The 22,140-nt window shown below is 65.8% G+C and carries 18 protein-coding genes and 1 tRNA gene; 6 read left to right on the top strand and 13 right to left on the bottom strand.

Annotated elements, in window-relative coordinates:
- Nucleotides 1-39 precede the first annotated feature (39 nt).
- From pyrC to DNK89_RS19250, 5 genes are all read left to right on the top strand, one after another.
- Entirely contained in the window at nt 40-1,083 is a 1,044-nt protein-coding gene (gene pyrC, locus DNK89_RS19270) for a dihydroorotase (protein ID WP_110961425.1), read from the top strand.
- 41 nt (nt 1,084-1,124) lie between these two features.
- Nucleotides 1,125-2,237 (top strand): NYN domain-containing protein, encoded by a 1,113-nt coding sequence (locus DNK89_RS19265; protein ID WP_238990876.1) that lies wholly within the window; start codon nt 1,125-1,127, stop codon nt 2,235-2,237.
- Entirely contained in the window at nt 2,224-2,964 is a 741-nt protein-coding gene (locus tag DNK89_RS19260) for a DUF3025 domain-containing protein (RefSeq protein ID WP_110961423.1), read from the top strand. Before DNK89_RS19265 ends, DNK89_RS19260 begins: the two co-directional genes overlap by 14 nt.
- A 183-nt stretch (nt 2,965-3,147) precedes the next feature.
- Nucleotides 3,148-4,029, top strand: a complete 882-nt coding sequence (htpX, locus tag DNK89_RS19255) for a protease HtpX (RefSeq protein WP_110961422.1) — start codon at nt 3,148-3,150, stop codon at nt 4,027-4,029.
- A 236-nt stretch (nt 4,030-4,265) separates the two neighbouring features.
- Nucleotides 4,266-5,849: a methyl-accepting chemotaxis protein gene (locus DNK89_RS19250; protein WP_110961421.1), complete on the top strand. Its 1,584-nt coding sequence runs from the start codon at nt 4,266-4,268 to the stop codon at nt 5,847-5,849.
- 9 nt (nt 5,850-5,858) lie between these two features.
- Here the strand turns inward: DNK89_RS19250 and DNK89_RS19245 are convergent, their stop codons facing one another.
- Entirely contained in the window at nt 5,859-7,379 is a 1,521-nt protein-coding gene (locus DNK89_RS19245) for a DASS family sodium-coupled anion symporter (protein ID WP_110961420.1), read from the bottom strand.
- 173 nt (nt 7,380-7,552) lie between these two features.
- A complete protein-coding gene (locus DNK89_RS19240; protein ID WP_110961419.1) occupies nt 7,553-8,620 on the bottom strand; it encodes a GlxA family transcriptional regulator in 1,068 nt (355 codons plus the stop codon).
- 123 nt (nt 8,621-8,743) lie between these two features.
- On the opposite strand from DNK89_RS19240, the gene DNK89_RS19235 reads away from it, so the two are divergent.
- On the top strand, nt 8,744-10,087 hold the full coding sequence (locus tag DNK89_RS19235; RefSeq protein WP_110961418.1) for an amidohydrolase: 1,344 nt from the start codon (nt 8,744-8,746) through the stop codon (nt 10,085-10,087).
- A gap of 33 nt (nt 10,088-10,120) precedes the next feature.
- Here DNK89_RS19235 and DNK89_RS19230 read toward each other — a convergent pair whose 3' ends face one another.
- The 11 genes from DNK89_RS19230 to DNK89_RS19180 form a co-directional block, all read right to left on the bottom strand.
- Entirely contained in the window at nt 10,121-10,663 is a 543-nt protein-coding gene (locus DNK89_RS19230; protein ID WP_110961417.1) for a VUT family protein, read from the bottom strand.
- Complete coding sequence (locus DNK89_RS19225; protein ID WP_110961416.1) at nt 10,660-12,378, bottom strand: NAD(P)/FAD-dependent oxidoreductase; 1,719 nt, start codon at nt 12,376-12,378, stop codon at nt 10,660-10,662. Before DNK89_RS19225 ends, DNK89_RS19230 begins: the two co-directional genes overlap by 4 nt.
- A gap of 201 nt (nt 12,379-12,579) precedes the next feature.
- Nucleotides 12,580-13,596, bottom strand: a complete 1,017-nt coding sequence (locus DNK89_RS19220) for a lysylphosphatidylglycerol synthase domain-containing protein (protein WP_110961415.1) — start codon at nt 13,594-13,596, stop codon at nt 12,580-12,582.
- Nucleotides 13,597-13,613: 17 nt separating this feature from the next.
- Nucleotides 13,614-14,864 (bottom strand): cardiolipin synthase ClsB, encoded by a 1,251-nt coding sequence (gene clsB / locus DNK89_RS19215; RefSeq protein ID WP_110961414.1) that lies wholly within the window; start codon nt 14,862-14,864, stop codon nt 13,614-13,616.
- Nucleotides 14,861-15,634, bottom strand: coding sequence for an endonuclease/exonuclease/phosphatase family protein (locus DNK89_RS19210; RefSeq protein WP_110961413.1), 774 nt, complete (start codon nt 15,632-15,634; stop codon nt 14,861-14,863). The genes clsB and DNK89_RS19210 overlap by 4 nt, the downstream gene beginning before the upstream one ends.
- 186 nt (nt 15,635-15,820) lie before the next feature.
- Nucleotides 15,821-16,738: a cysteine synthase A gene (gene cysK / locus DNK89_RS19205; protein WP_110961412.1), complete on the bottom strand. Its 918-nt coding sequence runs from the start codon at nt 16,736-16,738 to the stop codon at nt 15,821-15,823.
- A 128-nt stretch (nt 16,739-16,866) separates the two neighbouring features.
- Nucleotides 16,867-17,955, bottom strand: a complete 1,089-nt coding sequence (gene rtcA / locus DNK89_RS19200) for an RNA 3'-terminal phosphate cyclase (RefSeq protein WP_110961411.1) — start codon at nt 17,953-17,955, stop codon at nt 16,867-16,869.
- Nucleotides 17,956-18,021: 66 nt separating this feature from the next.
- Nucleotides 18,022-19,239, bottom strand: coding sequence for an RtcB family protein (locus tag DNK89_RS19195; protein WP_110961410.1), 1,218 nt, complete (start codon nt 19,237-19,239; stop codon nt 18,022-18,024).
- Between the two features lie 52 nt (nt 19,240-19,291).
- On the bottom strand, nt 19,292-20,125 hold the full coding sequence (locus DNK89_RS19190) for a hypothetical protein (RefSeq protein WP_110961409.1): 834 nt from the start codon (nt 20,123-20,125) through the stop codon (nt 19,292-19,294).
- Between the two features lie 277 nt (nt 20,126-20,402).
- A complete protein-coding gene (locus DNK89_RS19185) occupies nt 20,403-21,542 on the bottom strand; it encodes a slipin family protein (RefSeq protein ID WP_110961701.1) in 1,140 nt (379 codons plus the stop codon).
- A 306-nt stretch (nt 21,543-21,848) separates the two neighbouring features.
- Nucleotides 21,849-21,921, bottom strand: a tRNA-OTHER gene (locus DNK89_RS19180).
- Nucleotides 21,922-22,140: the final 219 nt, after the last annotated feature.

Raw genomic sequence — 22,140 nt, 5'->3', positions numbered from 1 at the left:
GTTTGGGAGTCTCTTGCCCACAATGGGACAATCACACCCATGACTGCAGCCCCCCAAACCCTCACCATCACCCGCCCCGACGACTGGCACCTGCATGTGCGCGACGGCGAGCCTCTGCACACCGTCGTGCCGCACACTGCCGCCCAGTTCGGCCGCGCGATCATCATGCCCAACCTGCGCCCACCGGTCACCACGGCCGAGCAGGCCCTGGCGTACAAGCAGCGCATCCTGGCCGCCGTGCCCGCTGGTATGAGCTTCGAGCCGCTGATGACGCTGTACCTCACCGACAACCTGCCGCCCGAAGAAATCGTGCGCGCCAAGGCCGCCGGCGTGGTGGCCTGCAAGCTCTACCCCGCAGGCGCTACCACCAACAGCGATGCGGGCGTGACCGACATCCGCAAGACCTATAAAACGCTCGAAGCCATGCAGAAGGCCGGCATGCTCCTGCTGGTGCATGGCGAGGTGACCAGCAGCGACATCGACCTGTTCGACCGCGAGGCCGTGTTCATCGAGCAGCAGCTCATCCCGCTGCGCCGCGACTTCCCCGAGCTGAAGATCGTCTTCGAGCACATCACCACCAAGGACGCGGCCGACTACGTGATGCAGGCCGACCGCTTCACGGCCGCCACCATCACCGCGCACCACCTGCTGTACAACCGCAACGCCATCTTCATCGGCGGCGTGCGGCCCCACTACTACTGCCTGCCCGTGCTCAAACGCGAAACGCACCGCGTGGCCCTGGTGCAGGCCGCCACCAGCGGCAGCAGCAAGTTCTTTCTGGGCACCGACAGCGCACCGCACCCCGCGCACCTCAAGGAGCACGCCACCGGCTGCGCGGGCTGCTACACCGCCCACGCCGCCATCGAGATGTATGCCGAGGCATTCGACAACGCCGGTGCGCTCGACCAGCTCGAAGGTTTTGCCAGCTTCCACGGACCGGACTTCTACAGCCTGCCGCGCAACACCGGCACCATCACCTTGCGCCGCGAGTCGTGGACACCGCCCGACAGCTTTGCGTTTGGCGAAGCCGAACTCAAGCCCCTGCGTGCCGGTGAAGCCCTGCCGTGGCGGATGATGCAATGACCTTGCCGCAGGAGCCGCACAAGGTTAGGACGGCCAGGAACATGGCCGTCTTCATCGACGCGGACAACCTGAATGATGCGACGGCCTTGGACCACGTTCTGATGGATTTGCGTCATCGTGCTGAACGCGTGCTTTACAAGCGCGCTTACGGCCGGGTGGATAGCCTTAAAGGCATCGAATCTGTACTGTGGCGCCACGGTGTTCGCCCGGTCAGCAACATGATCGTGAACAAGGTCACTACGGACAGCGCCTTGGTGATTGATGCGGTAGAGGCGGTTTGCACTCAAGACATCGACACAGTGGCGATCTGTTCGGGCGACGCGGACTTTGTTCCCTTAGCGACCTGGGTCAGAGAGCGCGGTTGCCATGTTCTTTGTTTTAGCCTGTCCAACAAAATTTTTGCGAACCCCGAGAGCTTTTATGACGAAGTGATCTTGCTGGAGGTGGTGGAAAAGCCGCAGAGCCCGGTCATTTCAAAGATAGTGGAGCCAGAGGTCTCAGTAGCTACCGATCTGAATTTTTCTTTGATTGCCGAGGCTCAATCCTCTGGCGGCCAGATTCGTCCGGTTGTTGAAGCGGCCTCTGAGTCCACCGCTTTAGTTCAGCAGTCCTTAACCCAAAAAGATCTTGTCGAGCAGGTGCTTCAGGCTGTGCCATCACTGCGCAATGGCCAAAGCCAGCACCTAAGCCAAGTGGTAGCCGCGTTGCGTCAGCGGGGTGTGTTGGGGAAGACCACGAAGACCTCGGTGTGGTTCGCGCAGTGTGGCGGCCGCTTTCAGCTGCAACCTTTGCAGCAGCCGAACCAGATCGCCTACATCTCTGATGCTAAGGCGAAGCAAGTAGCCAAAGCCTCTAGAGATACTGCTTCGGCTTCGCCTGCAATGCCTTCTTCTGAGATGGTTCAGCGAGTGTTGAAGGCTGTGCCGGATTTGAGGCTCGGGCCGCAGATGCTTAGCCAGGTCGTCCCAGTATTACGTCAGAAAGCCATCATAGGGAAAACGACCAAGTCGACTGCCTTTTTTGGACAGTTTCCTTCCCATTTCAAGCTTTCTCCCAAAGGGCAGCCTACACAAGTCACCTACATTGAGCCCTGCGCGCCCCACGTGGCCAAAAATATTCCTCAACGACGTGCTGCTGCGAATGGAAAGGATTGATTGGGGCGCGCCTTGGCTAGGCGCAGTTCGCGATCTGGGCGTCCGTGTTCAGCGTGAAGTGTTCGAGGGAAAGCCGGTAGCTGAGGCGCTGAATGTACTTTCCACGGTCTCTTTCCGTTTTGTCCCCCAGTCCGACCTGCCCGAAGGCACCGCCTACGAGCAATACATCTGGGACACCCGCCGCGTGCCCACGCGCGACAACCTGCACGACTTCTTCAACGGCCTCGTTTGGCTGCAGTTTCCGCGCACCAAGCGGCGCCTGAACCAGCTGCAGGCCCAAGCCATCGCCGCCGATGGCGTGCAAGCCGTGCGCGGGCCGCTGCGCGATGCCGTCACGGTTTTCGATGAAAACGGCGCACTGCTGCAGGCGCCCGATGCCCTGTGGGATGCGCTCCGGGCGCGGGACTGGCAGCGCCTGTTCATCGACCTGCGCCCACTGTGGGCCGAGGCCCGGCTGGTGCTGTTCGGCCACGCACTGCTCGAAAAGCTGGTTTCTCCACGAAAACCCATGGTGGCGCACGTATTTCATGTGCCAGTAGCTATGAATTCAATAGCGGATATGGATGGCTGGCTGGCCGATCAGGTGGACGCCTCGGCATGGTCCACCAAGCCCTTCACGCCGCTGCCGGTGCTGGGCGTGCCCGGCTGGGGGCCTTCCAACGAGGCGCCGGGCTTCTATGACGACGCCCAGGTGTTCCGGCCCTTGCGGGCAGCGCCTGTGCCGTAATTCCCGCCAAGCCTTGTGTGATAAGGCCCTGGCCGGGGTTTGCACCTACCATAGCGCGATGCAATCGCGGCCATGGGGCGGGTGCCGTTGTCACCCAGGGTGGCGGCGCTTGAAGCGCAGCCCCCGGCCCCCATCTAAGCCAGCAAACACTCGTTGTTGTTTACCCCACGGAGAAACCATTCCATGAAGCGGATCCTTTTGTTTGTGATGACCAACCTGGCCGTCGTTGTCGTGCTGGGGGTGGTGGCCAGCCTGCTGGGCGTCAACCGCTACCTCACGGCCAACGGCCTGAACCTGGGCGCGCTGCTGGGCTTCGCGCTCATCATGGGTTTTGGCGGCGCGATCATCTCGCTGCTCATCAGCAAGCCCATGGCCAAGTGGACCTCGGGCGTGCGTGTGATCGACGGCTCCGGCTCGCCCGACGAGCGCTGGATCGTCGAGACCGTGCGCAAGTTCGCCGACCAGGCCCAGATCGGCATGCCCGAAGTCGGCATCTTTGAAGGCGACCCCAATGCGTTCGCCACGGGCGCGTTCAAGAACTCGGCGCTGGTGGCCGTGTCCACCGGCCTGCTGCAGGGCATGACGCGCGAAGAGGTCGAGGCCGTGATCGGCCATGAAGTGGCCCACATCGCCAACGGCGACATGGTGACCATGACGCTGATCCAGGGCGTGATGAACACCTTTGTGGTGTTCCTGTCGCGTGTCATCGGCTATGCGGTGGACAGCTTCCTGCGCAAGAACGACGAGAACAGCTCGGGCCCTGGCATCGGCTACTACGTGACCACCATCGTGCTCGACATCGTGCTGGGCTTCGTTGCGGCCATGATCGTGGCCTGGTTCAGCCGCCAGCGCGAGTTCCGCGCCGACGCAGGCGCCGCCCAGCTGATGGGCCGCCGCCAGCCCATGATCAACGCGCTGGCCCGCCTGGGCGGCATGCACCCCGGCGAGCTGCCCAAGAGCGTGGCCGCCATGGGCATTGCCGGTGGCATTGGCAAGCTGTTCAGCACCCACCCGCCCATCGAAGAGCGCATTGCTGCGCTGCAAAACGCTCAGCAGCAGCAATAACCCGCTGCAGGCGCTGCGCCTGACCGACCCGAGGGCCGCCACAGTCTTGCACTGTGGCGGCTTTTTTTGTGGGTGTGCGGGCGGCTGTTGGGCGGCTGTTGCTTTGGCGCTCCGGCAGGGTGGGGCCTGTTGTGGGCCGGCTCAAGGACTTGTAACCTTTTGTCGATACATTCCCAACGCCTGCCACCCTGAACGGTAGGCCCGCGTTGTCCCATTCACCCTCACGAGAGCCTCCCATGTCCATCTCCCACGCACGTGTTGCCGTCCGCCTGGCCCTGGCCTTTGGTGTGGTCTGCCTCGTCATGTCCCTGTCGGCGGCGGTGGGCATCTGGCGGCTGGCCGGGCTGCAGGACATTGCGGACGACCTGGGCGGTGCGTCGTCCGAGCGCGCGCTGCTGGCGCGGGAGCTGCACGCCATCGTGGTGCTCAGCTCCGCCCGCGCCGAAACGCTGCTGGAGATCGACAACAACCCCGACTACGCGGCGCGCATCGACGCCGACCGCAAGACCACGTCAGCCCGCTCGTCCGAAGTGCGCAAGCGCCTGGACGAGCTGGCGGCAGACCCGGAATCCCAGGCCTTGTTCGATGCCATCGACAAGGCCGGCAACGGCTTTCGCACGGTGCGGGACGACCTCGTCAAGCGCCGCAAGGCGGGAGAGGCTTTGCCGCCCGACGCCATTGCCAAGCAGCTGCGTCCTGCGGCAGACGCCTACGCCGCTGCCGTGGACAAGCTGGCCGAATACCAGCGCCAGCGTGTGGCCGAAGCGCGTGCCGCTGCCGCCCGCAGCGAAAGCCAGGGCATCACGCTGCTGGCGGCGGGCTCGTTGGTAGGCTTGCTGCTGAGCCTGGCCTGTGCCTGGCTGCTGTCGCGCTCCATCCTGCAGCCCCTGGCCCATGCGTCCGAGGTGACCGACCGCATTGCCGAAGGCGATCTCACTTCCCCCGTGCCCGCGCCGCAGGCGGGCAACCGCGACGAGCTGCAGGCCCTGCTGGCGCGCCTGGGGGGCATGCAGGCGCGGCTGGCCGAGCTGGTGGTGGGCATGCGCCAGGCCAGCACGTCGGTGGCCGGGGCCAGCAGCGAGATCGCGGCGGGCAACAGCGACCTGTCGGCCCGCACCGAGCAGACGGCCTCCAACCTCGAAGAGATCGCCGCCAGCATGGAAGAACTGCTGGCCACCGTGCGCCACAGCGCCGACGCCGCTGCGCAGGCCAGCACCCTGGCCGCCGGTGCCAGCAGCGTGGCCCAGCGCGGGCGCGAGGCGGTGGACCGCGTGGTGGGCACCATGGACGGCATTGCCCTGTCGTCGCGCCGCATTGCCGACATCACCAGCGTGATCGATGGCATCGCCTTCCAGACCAACATCCTGGCACTGAATGCGGCCGTAGAAGCCGCCCGTGCGGGCGAGCAGGGCCGGGGCTTTGCGGTGGTGGCCAGCGAAGTGCGCAGCCTGGCCCAGCGCTCGGCCACGGCGGCCAAGGAGATCGGCGGGCTGATCAGCGACAGCGTGCGGCAGGTGGACGAGGGCACGCAGCTGGTCCACGCCGCTGGGGGCACCATGGGCGAGATCGTGCAGTCCGTGCAGCAGGTGGCCACCATCATTGGCGAGATCAGCACCGCCGCCCGCGAGCAGACCACGGGCCTGAGCCAGGTGGGCGAGGCGGTCTCGCAGCTCGACCAGATGACCCAGCAGAACGCCGCGCTGGTGGAAGAGTCGTCCGCCGCTGCGCAAGGCCTGCGCGTGCAGGCGCAGCAATTGGCCGAGCTGGTGGAGGCCTTCCGCCTGCCTGCAGCCGCTGGGGGCCAGAAGGCGCTACGGTAAGCCTGCCGGTCAGGTGCGGGTCACCATCAGCCCCAGCCAAGGCCAGTAGGTCAGCGCAAAGACCACCAGCAGGATCACCCCGGTCAGCGTGATCACGATGCCGGTGCGCACGAAGTCGTGCGCGTCAAAGGTGTCGGTGCCGTAGGCGATCATGTTCTGCGGCGCGTTCACCGGCAGGATGAAGCCAAAGCTCACCACGAACTGCAGGATCATCGTCATGCCCACGATGTTGATGCCAGGCGTCTGCACGGTGGACAGCACGCTGATGACGATGGGAATCATGGTGGACGCCAGCGCCGTGGCGCTGGCAAAGCCCAGGTGAATGACGATCAGGAACGCGGACAGCAGCATCAGGATGGCAAAGGCCGATGCCATCTGCAGGCCCAGGTGGCCCACGATGAGCTGGGCCAGCCATCCCGCCGCCTTGGTCTGCAGCAGCGCAGAGCCCACGCTGATGCCCACCGCGAACAGCACTACCGTGCCCCACGGGAACCCCTTTTGCGACTGCTTCCAGTCCATCACGCCGATGCGCGGAAACAGCATCAGCGCCACGGCCGCAAGGGTAGTGGAGGTGGTGTCAAAGTCGTGCAGCACCTTCTCGGTGGACCAGAACCCCAGCAGCACCAGCACCACGGCCAGCAGCTTCCACTGGTTCAGCGTCATCGGGCCCAGTTCGGCCAGCTGCTGCCGAATGGTCTCCTGCCCGCCCGCAATTTCCTTCATCTCGGGCTTCATCATGCGCGTCATGATGAAGAACAGCGCGACCGTCATCAGGGCTGCAAACGGGGCGGCTGCCACAAACCATTCGCCCCAGGTGATCTGCGCACCGAGCTGCTTTTCGATGAACCCGATGGCCACCATGTTCTGCGCGGCGGCGGTCTTGACGCCCACGTTCCAGATGCTGGCCGTCTGCGCCGTGGTGATGACCAGCAGCGCGGCAAAGCGGCTCTTGCGGTCTACCTTGAAGGCCAGCACAAAGCCCATCATGATTGGCATCAGGCAGGCCACGCGCGCCGTGGTGCTGGGCACGATGAACGACAGCAGAAAGCCCACCACCATGGCCCCGATCACGATGTGATGGGTCTGGGCGCCGACCTTGGACAGCACCGTGAGCGCGATGCGCCGGTCGAGCCCCGTGGCGGTCATCGCCGACGCAATGAAACACGCGGCAGCGACCAGCGCCACGGCGCTGTTGGCAAAGCCCGAGAGTGCGAGGTTCAGCGCCGCGCCCGTGCCCATGTCCGCGCCATCGGGTTTGGCCACGCTGGGTGTGTAGGCCAGCAAGAACACCATCAGCGCGGCGATCACCACCGCACTCACCGAGTATTCGAGCGCTTCGGTCATCCAGACGATCACCGCGAACGCGAGGATGGCCAGCATGGTCTGCCCCGCTACGGGCAAGCCGGCCGGGGTGGGCAAGGCCAGCACGGCCAGCAGCGCCACCAGGGCGCCGAGCAGGCCGAGCCGCTTGGCGAGGCTCGCCGATGCAGGGGCAGGGGCCGGGGATGTGGTCGGTGCGGCAGTGGACATGGGGTGGCTCCGGTGAAGGCGCGCTGGGCGCGAACCCTTGCGCCGCGCGTGCGAATGCATGGCCGGCCCAAGGGCTTCCAGTGTTGCGCGCTGTCCGCTGCGGGTGTTGATTCAGGTCAAGGAGGAACGGTGGTGGGGCCGCGTTCGCAGCGGGGCGGAGAGGCTGCTGCGTCTCATGCCCCCACATCCACCCGCCAGCGCCTGCGCGGCGCGCGCAAGGCGTGGCGCTTGCGGTACTCCCCCGGTGCCATGCCGGTGTAGCGCACAAAGATGCGGCGGAACGCGGCGGGGTCGCTGTAGCCGCAGGCCACCGCAATGCTGGGCACACTCTCCAGCGTCACCTCCAGCAGCACTTTGGCGCGTGCACAGCGCAGGCTGTGCAGGTGGTCCAGCGGCGACTGCGACAGCTCCTGCTGAAAGTGCCGCAGCAAGGTGCGCGGGCTCACCGCCGCCGCTTCGGCCAATCGGGCCAGCGAGTACGGCTCGTCCAGATGGTTCTCCATCCAGGCCATGGCGCGGGCCAGGGTGCTGTCGCGTGTGGCGGGGATGTGTTGCTGCGCGTTGGCCTGCAGGGCGGCCCGGGCGCGGTCGTGGTCGGGCCGCAGCACGCTGGCGCAGGTCTGGGCCAGCGCATCGCCCAGCGCATGGCGCACCAGGGCAATCGCCATCTCACCCAGGCTGTGGGGCAGCGCGCAGCTGAGCCAGGGGCCGTCATCGCTCAGGTCGTGACCTGCGTCCAGCACCACCTCGGGAAAGTCCCGCTCAAACCCGGCCAGGTAGAACCACGGCAGGCAGCCGCGCCGGCCCTGCAGGCGCCCGCTCTGCGCTGTCAGCCAGGCACCATTGCCCACGGTAAGCACCTTGTGCCCGGCATCCAGCGCAATGCCGATCTGGCGTGAGAGGGCGCGGTGGCGCGCCGCCACATCGCGGATGGCCGGGATGTCGGCCGCGTGGAACGAGGGGATGAACCAGGCCTGTGCGGGGCCGTCGGCCGGCGCCGCCGTGGGCTGCGTGTAGGCCGCCAGCGGGCCCGGCTGGTGCGGCAGGGGCTGGCCCTGGGCATCCAGCAGCCGCCAGGCCAGGCGGGGCGAGCCTGCACCGCCCCGCAGGCCGGCCAGCAGGTTGGCGCCCCGCAAGAGGTCGATGAACTGCAGTGCGTTGCCCACCGCTGATTCGGGCAGCAGCGGGATGTCGATGCGAAAAACCGAGGCCGTCGCAGACAGGACAGAAGAACGGGGCATGGCGATATTGGCTCTGTGGATGGCCATTTTCGCTTGTCTGCGGCGCGGGGTGGGCCCGTAGCATGAACGTGCGTCTTTTTACTGCGTTCCCTTTTGTTTTCACTTCCTGCACGGATCTGCCTCATGCACAAACCCCTCTCTGCCATCTCGCTGGCCACCGGCCTGCTTCTCAGCGGGCTCACGTTCGCATCGTCCGCCCATGCCCAGGCCCTGGACGCCGCCGGCCTGCAGGCCATCGACGCCGCCGTGACGGCCGTGGCACCCAAGATGGTCAACTGGCGCCGCGACATCCATTCCCACCCCGAACTCTCGGGCCAGGAAGTGCGCACCGCCAAGCTGGTGGCCGAGCACCTGAAGAAGCTGGGCATGGAGGTGCAGACCGGCGTGGGCGGCACCGGCGTGGTGGGCACGCTCAAGGGTGGCCTGCCCGGCAAGGTGGTGGCCCTGCGCGCCGACATGGACGCGCTGCCCGTGCTGGAGAACACCGGCCTGCCGTTTGCCAGCAAGGCCAAGGCCAACTATCTGGGTAAGGAAGTGCCCGTGATGCATGCCTGCGGCCACGACGCCCACACCGCCATGCTGATGGGCGCGGCCGAGGTGTTGGCGGGCATGAAGGCCCAGCTGCCCGGCACGATCAAGTTCATCTTCCAGCCCGCCGAAGAGGGCGCGCCGGTGGAGCCCGACGCCAGCGGCAAGGTGCCCAGCTTCGGCGCCAAGGCCATGATCGAAGCCGGTGCGCTCAAGGACGTGCAGGCCATCTACGGCCTGCACATCACCTCCAACCTGCCTGGTGGCGTGGTGGGCTACCGCAGCGGCCCGCTGATGGCCGGGTCGGACAACATCACCATCCATGTGGAAGGGCGCGGCGGTCATGGCTCGTCGCCCTGGGCCACCATCGACCCCATCGTTGCCGCCAGCCAGGTGGTGATGGGCCTGCAGACCGTGGTGAGCCGCCAGCTCAACATCAGCCAGGAACCGGCCGTGGTCACCATCGGCCAGATTCAGGGCGGCACGCGCTACAACATCATCCCCGACAAGGTGGAGATGTTGGGCACGCTGCGCACGTTTGACGAAGACATGCGCCAGGAAGCGCTTAAGCGCATCACCACCACGGCCGAGTCGATTGCTGCTGCCAGCGGCGCCAAGGCCAGCGTGCGTTTTGGCCCCGTGGCCTACCCCGTGACCACCAACCCCGCGCAGCTCACGCAGGCCTCGCTGCCCGCGCTGAACCTGGCCATGGGCGGCAAGACCATGGTGATCCCCAAGGTCGCTGGGTCGGAGGACTTCTCGGAGTTCCAGAAGGTCGTGCCGGGCTTCTTCTACTTCCTGGGCGCGCCGCCCAAGGGCAAGGAATTTGCCAAGGCCCCGCCCAACCACTCTGCGCTGTTCGACATCGACGAAGACCAGCTGCCCACCGGCGCACGCAGCCTGGCCGCGCTGGCCGTGGACTTTTTGCAGCGCAAGTAAAAAGAAGCGGAAAGAAGACGGGCGCCGTGCGGCTCAGGCCGCGCGGCGGTGCGTTGCCAGCTGGCGGCCGATGAGCAGGCGAAACGGCAGCAGCAGCGCCACCCCCAGCCCCAGCTTCACGCCCAGGTCCCCCAGCGCCCAGGTGATCCACGGGTCGCTAGTGCCTGCAAACGCAATGCTCCAGAACACGGCGGTGTCCAGCACCGCCGCGAGCAGTGTGGCCACCAGCGGCGCGCGCCACCAGGTGCCATGTCGCAGACGGTCAAACACGCTGATGTCCAGCCACTGCGAGAGCAAAAACGCCGTGCCCGACGCGATGGCAATGCGCACTGGCGCCAGCACCAGCGAGGCCGCCACGGCCACCGCAAAGCCCACCCACGCCACCCGCCGCGCCTGCTGCGGGCCGTGGGCGCGGTTCACCAGCTCGCTGACCAGAAAAGCCACCGGGTAGGTGATGGCACCCCAGGTGAGCCAGTCATTGAGGGGGAACTGGACCAGGATGTTGGACGCCAGCACCACGGCGGCCATGGCCAGGGCCGCCGCTGCAAACTGCGGCAGGCTGGGCGCCCGCATCATGCGGCCGCACCGAGCAGGCTGCGCGCCACGGCTTCACCGACCTTGATGCCATCTACACCGGCCGACAGAATGCCGCCCGCGTAGCTGGCGCCTTCGCCCGCCGCGTACAGGCCCGGCGTGTTCAGGCTTTGCAGGTTCTCGCCCCGCCCGATCTTCAGGGGCGATGAGGTGCGTGTCTCCACGCCGGTCAGCACCGCGTCGTGCATGTCAAAGCCCTTGATCTTGCGGCCGAACACGGGCAGCGCCTCGCGCAGCGCCTCGATGGCGTAGCCGGGCAGGGCGGCGTGCAGGTCGCCCAGGGCCACGCCAGGTTTGTACGACGGCTCCACGCTGCCCAGCTGGGTCGATGGCTTGCCGGCAATGAACTCGCCCACCAGCTGGCCCGGCGCGCTGTAGTCACGCCCGCCCAGCACAAAGGCGTTGGATTCCAGCTGGCGCTGCAGCACGCTGCCCGATAGCGGGTGGAACTGCCCGGCCGGCAGTGCCTCCACGCCATAGGTCTGGCCCAGGTGGGTTTCAAACGCTTGCGCGTCCTGCGGGTAGTCGCGCGGGTCGATGCCCACCACCATGCCCGCGTTGGCATTGCGCTCGTTGCGCGAATACTGGCTCATGCCGTTGGTCACCACGCGGTTGGGCTCGCTGGTGGCGGCCACCACGGTGCCGCCGGGGCACATGCAAAAGCTGTACACCGCACGTCCATTCGCGGCGTGGTGCACCAGCTTGTAGTCGGCCGCGCCCAGCAGCGGGTGGCCCGCGTGGCGGCCCCAGCGGGCACGGTCGATCACGCCCTGCGGATGCTCGATGCGAAAACCGATGGAAAACGGCTTGGCCTCCATGGCCACGCCGCGCTGGTATAGCATGGCAAAGGTATCGCGCGAGCTGTGGCCCAGTGCCATCACCACATGGTCGGCGCGCAGCTCAGTGGTCTCGCCCGTGGCCTGGTTCAGCACCTTGAGGCCGCGCAGGTGGCGTTTATCGCCAGTGCCTTCCACGATCACGTCCGTCACGCGCTGCTCGAAGCGGATCTCGCCGCCCAGGGCAATGATTTGCTCGCGCAGGTTCTCCACCACCTTCACCAGCTTGAAGGTGCCGATGTGCGGGTGGGCCACGTAGAGAATTTCCTCGGGTGCGCCGGCCTTGACGAACTCGTTCATCACCTTGCGGCCCAGGTGGCGCGGGTCCTTGATCTGGCTGTAGAGCTTGCCGTCGCTGAACGTACCAGCGCCGCCCTCGCCAAACTGCACGTTGCTTTCGGCATGCAGCTCGCGCTTGCGCCACAGGCCCCAGGTGTCCTTGGTACGTTCGCGCACGGTCTTGCCGCGCTCCAGCACGATGGGCTTGAAGCCCATCTGGGCCAGCACCAGCGCAGCAAAGATGCCGCAAGGGCCAAAGCCCACCACCACGGGCCGCAGGGGCAGCTCGGCGGGCGCCTGGCCCACGGGGTGCCAGGCCATGTCGGGCGTGGGCTGGATGTGCGGGTTGCCAGAAAACTTGGCGAGCAGCGCGGCTTCGCGTTCAGGCTGGGCCAGCGTGATGTCTACGATGTACACCGCCAGCAGATCCACCTTGCGCGCGTCAAAGCTGCGCTTGAAGACGTGCAGGTGGGCGATGTCGGCGTCGGAGATGCCCAGGATTTGGGTGACAGCGGCGCGCAGGGGCGCCTCGGGGGCTTCGGCAGCGGTGAACGGCAGCCGGATTTCAGAGAGTCGGATCATGGTCTTGCAGGCCCGTGTCGATCGGGCGAAAAGCAATGGCGTGGGGCCGGGATGATACGGGGTCTGCGCAGCGGGCGGAACCCCGTCGGCCTACGCGACCGGGGTGTAGGAGGCGCTATCTAAGTAAAAATGATAGCAATCAAGGCATGTTGCACTAGCCCATCCGGCGGTTTTTGCTGAATTTTTGTTGTCAGGACGTGTTTAGGCGTCCTGGGCAGGCCGCTGGCGCCAGCGCAGCTCGGCCACGCCCAGTGCCGCGGCCGCCAGCACCAGCGGCCCAAAGTAGTACAGCGCCCGGTAGGCCAGCAGGGCCGCCAGCACCTGTTCCTGTCCCAATGCGTCGGTGGCCAGCAGCGCCACGCCCACGGCCTCCAGCACGCCCAGGCCTGCAGGCACGCGCAGCACCAGCCCGGCCACGGCCCCCAGTAGCACGGTGGCCAGGGCGGCGGGGTAGGGCACCTGGTGTTGCAGCACCGTCCACAGTGCGGCGCCCATCAGCATCCAGTTGGTGGCCGATGCCGCGATTTGCCACAGCGCCACGGGCCAGCGCGGCAGTGGAAAAGCGTGGCCCCGCAGCGTGATTGCACGGCCTCTGCGCACCGCGCACAGTGCCAGGTAAACCAGCGGCAAGCAGCCAAGCACCGTGCCGCCCAGGCGCCACTGCCAGGGCGTCACCGCCCACCCGGCCACCGCTGGCGGCTGCCAAATCCACGCCAACACCCCGGCCAGCAGCAGGTAGCCCACCCAGTTGGTCACGATGCTAGTGCCCACCACTTGGCCGATGGTGCCGGGGTCCACGCCGCGCCGGTCGTACAGCCGGTAGCGCACGCCCACGCCGCCAATCAGCGAGCCCAGATTGAGCGTGAACGGGTAGCTCGTCATGGCGATGGCCAGCGTGGTACCACGCGGCAGGCGGTGACCGCTGCAATGGCGGCCCACCCAGTCAAAGCTGCCGTAGGTGAAGTGGCTCAGCAGCGCCAGTGCGCCGCCCAGCGCCAGTGCGGCGGTGGGTAGGTCGCGCAGCGCCTGCAGCACGGCGGGCCAGTCCACCGTGCGCGCCTGCCGAAAGATCAGCGCGGCCACCACCGCAAAGAAGGCGATGGCGACCCCCCGCGTGAGCCAGGGCCACCAGGCCTGCTGTGACCAGTGGCGCCAGCCCCTGGTGGTGTGCCGGTTGCGGCCCACCTGGGTGTCCGCGTGCAGCGTGGGGGTGGCCATGGGGTGTGCCCGCCAGTTCAGGTGGCGGGGCTGCCTGCGGGCGCTGCGGCACCCGGGTTGGCGAGCGTAATGTGGGGCTCGTGCCGGGGCAGCCAGCCCGCCCAGGCGGGGAACCAGCGCAGCAGATGGAACACCGCATAGCTGCGCAGCAGGCGCAGGCCGTTCCAGCGGCTGGGCGCGGTGGCTTCCACCTGCTTGCAGCTGTGCTCCATCAGGTGCGACAGGCGCCGGTGCAGGTGGGCGTTGAAGGCGCGGTCCTGGATGATCACATTGGCCTCCAGGTTCAGCGACAGGCTCAGCGGGTCGAGGTTGCTGGAGCCCACGGTGGACCAGTCCTCGTCCACCAGCGCCACCTTGCCGTGCAAAGGGCGGTCGCAGTATTCGTACACCCGCACCCCTGCGCGCTGCAGGTGGTCGTACAGCAGGCTGGCGGCCGTCTTGACGATGGGCATGTCGGGCTGGCCTTGCAGAATGATGCGCACATCCACCCCCCGTTTTGCGGCGCGCCGCATCTCGCGGATGAAGCGGTAGCCGGGGAAGAAGTAGGCATTCGCAATCACGACCCGGCTGCGCGCTGCGCGCAGGGCCACGCGGTAGTGGCGCTCGATGTCGTTGGTGTGCTGCTGGTTGTCGCGTGTCACAAACATCGCGTGCGCCGTGCCCGCGTGCGGGCGCCCGGTGATGCCGGCGGCCTGATGGCGCTTGCGCTCCTGGCGGCTGAGCACCGCCTCGCGGGTGAAGTGGTGCATCTGCGCCACGATGGGGCCGCGCACCTGCACGGCGTAGTCCTGCTTGGCCTCGGGGCCAAAGTCGGCCACATGGTCGGCCGAGTAGTTGATGCCGCCGATGAACCCCAGGTGCCCGTCCACCACCACGATCTTGCGGTGCATGCGGCGCAACATATTCAGCCGCTGGCCCAGGAAGCGGCGGCCGGGGTCAAAGATGCGAAAGTGCACGCCCGCCTCCACCAGGCTGCCGACAAACCGGTCCGACAGGTCGGGCGAGCCAAAGCCGTCCACCAGCACGTGAACCTCCACACCCCGTTGGGCGGCCGCCAGCAGCACCGCGTGCAGCTGCTGGCCGATCTTGTCCTCGAACAGGATGAAGGTCTCCAGCATCACCTCGCGCCGGGCTTCAGCAATGGCCTGGAACACGCGGGGAAAGAACTCCTCGCCGTTTTCCAGCAACTCGAAATGGTTGCCGGGCACCCATCGCGAGGACCGGGGCGCGCGCAGGGCGCGGGGCGTGCTGAAGGCAGGGCGTTTCATAGCAGGATCTCCGCAGCCAGGGGCGCATGGTCCGAGAGCTTGTCCCAAGGCTTCTTGGGCAGCGCCAGCGGCGAGTGCACGGTGGCGTTGCGCACATAAATGCGGTCGAGCGCCAGCAGCGGCATGGCGGCCGGAAACGTGCGCACCGCCCGGCCAAAGGCCTGCACAAACACTTCCTGCAAGCCCGCATCGCGGTGCAGGAAGTCGTGTGCGCGGTGGCGCCAGTCATTGAAATCCCCAGCCAGCACCACAGCCTCATTGGCGGGAAAGCTGTTGACCAGATCGCACACGCGGCGCAGCTGGTGCTGCCGGTGCGACTCTTGCAGGCCCAGGTGCACGCACACGGCATGCACGGGCAGATGGTGCCCAGGCGGCTGCAGCACACAGTGCAGCATGCCGCGCCGTTCGGGCCCGCTCACCGAGATGTCGTGGTTTTCGTAGTGCGTGATGGGAAACTTGGACAACAGCGCATTGCCATGGTGGCCGTTGTCGTACACCGCATTGCGCCCGTAGGCGTACTGCGACCAGATGGTGTCGGCCAGAAACTCGTAGTGCGGCACCTGGGGAAAGTTGGCCAGACGGCTGGCGTGCCGGTGGTGCGTGCCCAGCACTTCCTGCAAGAACACCAGGTCCGCCGCCACGTCGCGCACGGCCTCGCGCAGCTCATGCAGCATGAAGCGCCGGTTGAAGGTGGTGAAGCCCTTGTGCACGTTCACGGTGAGCACCTTGAACGCAATAGGCTGAGAGTCTGTCGCGGAGTTCGGGGCCATGGGCAGTTGCAATCGTTGGAAGGGGCTCCGGCGAAGCCACCGCAAAGGTGGGCCGGTGCGAGCCTTGATTGTTCTGGCCCGAGCGCGTTGCCGCTGTAGGACGGCTGGCCGTAGCCTTGTGCTGCGCAGCCCAAAAAAAAGGGCCCCGAAGGGCCCTGGTGTCAGCGCGGTGCGCGTGGGAGGCCATCAGGCCGGCAGGAAGCCTTCCACCGACAGGTAGCGCTCGCCAGTGTCGTAGTTGAAGCCCAGCACCTTGGCGCCTGCGGGCAGCTCGGGCAGCTTCTGGGCAATGGCGGCCAAGGTGGCGCCGGACGAGATGCCGACCAGCAGGCCCTCTTCGCGCGCAGAGCGGCGGGCGTATTCGCGGGCGGGCTCGGCATCGACCTGGATCACGCCGTCGAGCACACTGGTGTCCAGATTCTTGGGGATGAAGCCCGCGCCAATGCCCTGGATGGGGTGGGGCGAGGGCGCGCCGCCCGAGATGACGGGCGAGGCCGTGGGCTCCACCGCAAACACCTTGAGCTGCGGAAATTTCGCCTTGAGCACGCGCGCAGTACCCGTCAGGTGGCCGCCGGTGCCCACGCCGGTGATGATGGCGTCCAGCCCGTCAGGGAAGTCGGCCAGGATCTCTTGCGCCGTGGTGCGCACATGGATGTCGATATTGGCGGGGTTCTCGAACTGCTGCGGAATCCACGCGCCGGGTGTCTGCGCCTGCAGCTCTTGGGCACGGGCAATCGCGCCCTTCATGCCCTTTTCGCGCGGCGTCAGGTCAAACTGTGCGCCATAGGCCAGCATCAGGCGGCGGCGCTCGATGCTCATGCTGTCGGGCATCACCAGAATCAGCTTGTAGCCCTTGACAGCCGCCACCAGCGCCAGGCCGATGCCGGTGTTGCCGCTGGTGGGCTCGATGATGGTGCCGCCGGGTTTGAGCGCGCCAGACTTTTCCGCGTCTTCCACCATCGCCAGCGCAATGCGGTCCTTGATGGAGCCGCCAGGGTTGCTGCGCTCCGACTTCACCCACACGTTGGCGCCAGGGCCAAACAGGCGGTTGATGCGCACGTGGGGCGTTTTGCCGATGGTTTGCAGAATGTTGTCAACTTTCATGGCGTCTCCTGTGAAGCGTTGGGTTGGACACAAAGTGGAAGGTCTGTGACGCGCATTCTGAACCACTTGTTCTACGGCTCTGGCCATATGGATATAGCCAGGGTATGGGGCGGCCGCTGCAGCGCCTGTCACGGCAGGGGTGATACCTCCAAGCGCATGGCGCCCGCTGCGGGCGTGATCTGCACCCGCACCGGCAGGCCTATCGCAATGGTCTGCGCGTTGGTGGCCGTGTGCTGCGTCACCTCGCTGCAGGTGTAGCTGGCGGCCTGCCCGCTGCGCCACACCGCCAGGGCCAGCGGCAGCATCCACTGGTCCGCCAGGTGCGGGCCCAGCGCGCCGGTGCTGCGCTGGTAGGCGCGCACTTCGTCCATCAGCCGCTTGGCAACCTGCTCGGCCGACAGGCTGCGCTCGCCCAACTGGTAGAACACCTCGGTTACCTGCGCATACTCCAGCGTGGCGATCAGCGCATTGCCCGGCCCTTCGTTCTGGCGCGTGGGCGGCTGGCGCAATTGTCCGCCCTCAAAAGTCCAGCCCATGCGCTGGCCCAGCGCCTCCAGCTCCCGCGTGGCAATGTGGCGCGCCAGGCCGGGTGCCAGAGCCTCGCCCCAGCCGTTGTGCAACGGGCCGCGCTCCAGCACATCCACCGGTGACAGAGGTCGGGTGGATGGGGCGGGCGTGATGTGCGCCACCAGCTCGCCGCCCCCGGCGGGGTAAAAGCCCCGCCGCTGCAGTTGCAGCTCCAGCCCCACACCCAGCCGCCGCACGAGCGGCGCAAAGGCGCGCTCCAGAAAATCAAACGGCGGCGCCATCGGGTTGTGCGTGCCGCCCGCCAGTTCGACCTTGCTCGGCCCGTCGGCCAGCATCAGCGCGGGCAGCACCGTCTGCAGCACCAGCAGGCAGCTGCCTGCGGTGGCGATCTGAAAACGGTAGTCGCCCGATCGCACTTCGCCGGGCGTGAACACCAGCGTCTGCGAGTTCAGCTCCGCGCCCTCGGCCTGCCCGCCGCACACGGCCACCGCCGCCTGCACGCAGGCCAAGTGCTGCCGCATCAGTCCTGGCTTGGGCCGCCCGGCGCGGACGCGCGTGATGTGCAGCGGCCGGCCGGTGACCATCGCCAGCGCCAGGCCCGTGCGCAGGATTTGCCCGCCGCCTTCGCCGGTAGAGCCGTCGAGAACGAGGGGTGCAGAAGTGATTTTCTCCAGATTATTTTTGTGCATAAAAAGCAGCTGCTGCGCCCAATGGAAAAGCGCAAGCAGCTATCAAATTGATAGTTACAAAGGGTGTCACCCCTTCACACACACCACCTGCTTGAGCGTGTACACCACCTCCACCAGGTCTTGCTGCGCCGCCATCACCGCGTCGATGTCCTTGTAGGCCATCGGAATCTCGTCGATCACATCCGCATCCTTTCGGCATTCCACGCCTTCGGTCGCCTTGATCTGGTCTTCCACGGTGAACAGCTTCTTGGCTTTGGTGCGGCTCATGGTTCGCCCTGCGCCGTGGCTGCAGCTGTTGAAGCTCTCTGGGTTGCCCTTTCCGCGCACGATGAAGCTCTTGGCCCCCATGCTTCCCGGGATGATCCCCAGCTTGCCTTGCTCGGCACTCACCGCGCCCTTGCGGGTCACGAACACGTCTTGCCCGAAGTGCGTCTCGCGCTGCACGTAGTTGTGGTGGCAGTTCACCGCCTCAATGTGCGTCTCGAATGGCTTGGTGATCACCTTGCGTAGCGCGGAAATCACGCGGCCCATCATCACCTCGCGGTTGGCGGCGGCAAACTTTTGTGCCCACCCCACGGCCTTCACGTAGTCGCCAAAGTACTGCGCGCCTTCTTCAAAGTACGCCAGGTCTTTATCGGGCAGGTTGCGCTGGTTCATCTCGGCGTCCTTCTTGGCCAGCTCGATGAAGTGGGTGCCGATGGCGTTCCCCACTCCGCGCGAACCGGAGTGCAGCATCACCCAAACGCTCTGGTGTTCGTCCAGGCAGATCTCGATGAAGTGGTTCCCCGTTCCGAGCGTTCCCAGGTGCTTGTAGTTGTTGGTCTTCTCGATGCGCGGGTGCGCTTCACAGATTTCCTTGAACTCATCCACCAGCCCCGCCCAGGCGCGATCGGTTTCAGCGGGTGGCGTATCCCAACTCCCCTTGTCGTGGCCAAAGTGCTTGGGCGTCAGGCCCACGGGCACGGCGCGCTCAATGGCGGCGCGAATGCCAGACAGGTTATCGGGCAGGTCGCTCGCAGTCAGCGTGGTCTTGCACGCCATCATTCCGCACCCCAGGTCCACCCCCACCGCAGCGGGGATGATGGCCTTGAGGGTGGGCACCACCGAGCCGATGGTCGCGCCGATCCCCAGATGCACGTCGGGCATCACCGCCACGTGCTTGAATACGATGGGCAGGCGCGCAATGTTGCGCAGCTGGTTCTTGGCGTCTTCTTCCACGGGCACGCCGTTCGTCCACATCTTCACGGGCACGCCGTTCGGGATTTCGAGTTGTTCGTAGTTCATGGTTCTTTTCTCGTTGTTTCTTCGTTGTATTTCTTTTTTGTGGCGATGTTCGTCATGCAGCCATTGCGTCAAAGACCGCGGTGATCCGCTCCGGGAGCGGGTAGCAATGGTGGTCCACGGCCCCCGCTGGCAACCAGGAACTGGCAGGGCCCGCATCCACCAGCCGCATGAGCTTTTCTGTCCAACGCGCTTTGGTGGCTGGCCTGTTCAGCCATTCCTCCATGGTGTGTTTGTATTCGACCTCATCCGTGGCAAACGCATTGCCCATCTGGTTGGCATTCCACACATAGTCCCAATAGCACGCGTCCACAAAGTTCAGGGTCGATGCGTCGCTTTCGCATTCCAGCCAGTGTTGCAGCAGGGGCTCCAGCGGCACGCGGGCATAGGCCCACATGAGCAGGATGGAGAAGGCGTTATCGCCCTGGAAGAGCGAATCGCTGGCTGCAGGCCATTGCTCCAACCCTTGCGCAAAGTACGCCAGCGCAAAGCCCTGCAGCGCAGCCTGCTCTGTCGCTGAAAACGAACCGGGCTCACATCGCCCCAGCCGGTCCAGGTACAGCTCGGTGGAGTGGTGTAGCCGGGCACCTTCGGCCAGCAGTTCCAGCAGCCGTGGGGCCAAGTATTTGATTTCATCCGCGGGCTGCACCTGGCTCTTGGCTGAATCGTTGTACTCGTAGAAATGCCTCTGGGTCAGTTGGCGCAGAGGAAGGTGTCGCATCTCGCGCTCCAGCTCGGCATTCATGCAGCAGGCGGTACACACGTCCAGCAGGTGATCCGGTGCTTGGTAATGCGCAAACGCTTTGTAGGCCGCTTGTGTCGCGGCTTCCAGCGCATTGCTTGGCGTGTATTCCAATACTGCGTTGGCTTCGGTTTTCTTCTTTTTCATGGCAGTTCTCTTTTCTGCTTTGTCTGGTGGACGCGACGGGATTCGAACCCGCATCAATACAGCGACCAGGGTGCTTGAATCCACTGGCCCGGTGAACGGTTGGAAACGCGCGCCAGTGGCAGACCCGTCATCGGAGCCAGCACCTGCATCCTCAACCTTGCCCGTTCACCGACTCTCCCGCTGTACTCGGTGTTACCCGAGCTGCCGGCAATAACAACATTTTTGGCAGTGGCGCTCCCTTCTATGCCAGCGCGCCCATATCCTTTTCACCCGTGGCTCAGCGCATCTTCACCAGGCCATTCAGCACCTGGTCCAGGCCGCCAAACACCGAGATCTTGTCGATGCGCTCGGCCACGCGCTCCAGCGTCTCCAGCTCCTTCATGCGCAGGGCGACGGGGTTGTCCTCCATCACCTTGGCAGTGTTGAGCAGCGAGCGCGTGGCGGCGGTTTCTTCGCGGCGGCGGATCACGTTGGCCTCGGCCTGCTTCTGTGCTTGCACCACCTGGGTCAAGATGGTTTTCATCTCGCCGGGCAGCACGATGTCCTTCACGCCCACGCTCTCCAGTTGCATGCCATAGGGCAACAGCTTGGGGGCCATGTGTGCGGTCACCACCTCGTCGATCACCGTCTTGTTCTCCAGCAGCTCATCGAGCGTGCGGGTGCCCACGGCGGCGCGCAGCGCAAACTGCAGTTCGCGGTACAGGTAGTCGGCAGGCTTTTGCAACTGGGCAAAGGCGCGCAGCACATCGGTGTAGCGGTAGGTGGCGCACAGGTTCAGGCGCAGGCTCACCTTGTCGCGGGTCATGATGTCCTGGCCCGATACCTCCACGGCTTGCAGGCGCAAATCCACCATCTCCACGGCCACGGTGCGGCCATACTTCCAGAAGGCGTAGGTGCCCGTGGTCAGCAGGCGTACCACCTTGCCGTCCACCGTCAGCAGGCCGCACTGGCCCTCGGGCACTTGCACCTGCAGCACACCGGCCAATCCGGTCACGCTGCGCTGGCGCAGCTGGGTTTGCGTCAATCGCGCCACCAGTGCGGCGGGCAGTTCAGCGCCTGCTTGCAAGTCCACCACTTGCACGCTCACATCCACCAAGCCTTTCCAATAGAGACGGCGGGTGCCAGGGGGCAGGATCTCGACCAGCACACCGTTTTCACTGCGCAGGCCCACTTCGGTTTCCGACAGGCTCACCTGCACAAACTCGGCCGCCACCACGGCAGGCTCTTGCGCCATCAGGTACTCGGCCAGGCCGTGGGTGAAGGCGGGTTGTTCGAGGGCGAAGGTCTCCACGCGCAGCGCGTCGGTGCCCGCAAACAGCCAGTAGGTGCCGCTGTGCAGCACGCGGTCAAAGCTGCCATTGCGCAGCAGCAGGGCGCGTTCGTTGTTCTTCACGGTGGCGCGTTGGAACATCTTCATCAGCATCTCTTTTTCCTCTTTCTTTCTTCTTCGTTGTCGTCACTCGTCACATATCGGGTTGCCGTTACAGCGATGGCGGGGTGCCAGGGGGCGCAGCCTGGGCCGTGCAGTGCGCCGTGGTGGCTGCCCCCATCCCCAGCGGGAAGGGCGGCAGCGCGGCTGGCTGCGGGCGCGGGCTGTGCCGGGTGCTGGCACAAACCGCCACCGGCTGACGGGGTGAATCCCTTGCGGTTGCAGCGCAACCTGGGGGCTTCTCCCCGCGTTCGGCGGGTGGTCTTTCGACCGGTACTTCCAATCAAGGTCTTGCGACCGTGGGCAGGAATCGAACCTGCGACAACCGCCTTTCGGCGGGGCTCTACCAGACTGAGCTACCAGTGGTGGCACGCCTGGAGTCGAACCAGGCAGTTCCTTTCGGAGTGGTCACCACGACCGTGCCGTCGTTACCCAGCGTTTGCGATGTGCGGCATGCAGAACGTCAACAGAACCCGAAGGCCCCGGATGCCCGGCACCGGTGGGGCGAACGTTGGTCCTAACCCCGACCTGTGAGCGGTCACCGCTTGCGCTGGATGCATCTTCTATTGCCAGATGCATGCCAGCT

Origin of the sequence: Acidovorax sp. ST3, from assembly GCF_003231145.1 — a bacterium.
Lineage (GTDB): Bacteria > Pseudomonadota > Gammaproteobacteria > Burkholderiales > Burkholderiaceae_C > Acidovorax.
The sequence above is the reverse complement of the archived record's forward strand: the minus strand, read 5'-3'. Positions and strand labels throughout refer to the sequence as shown.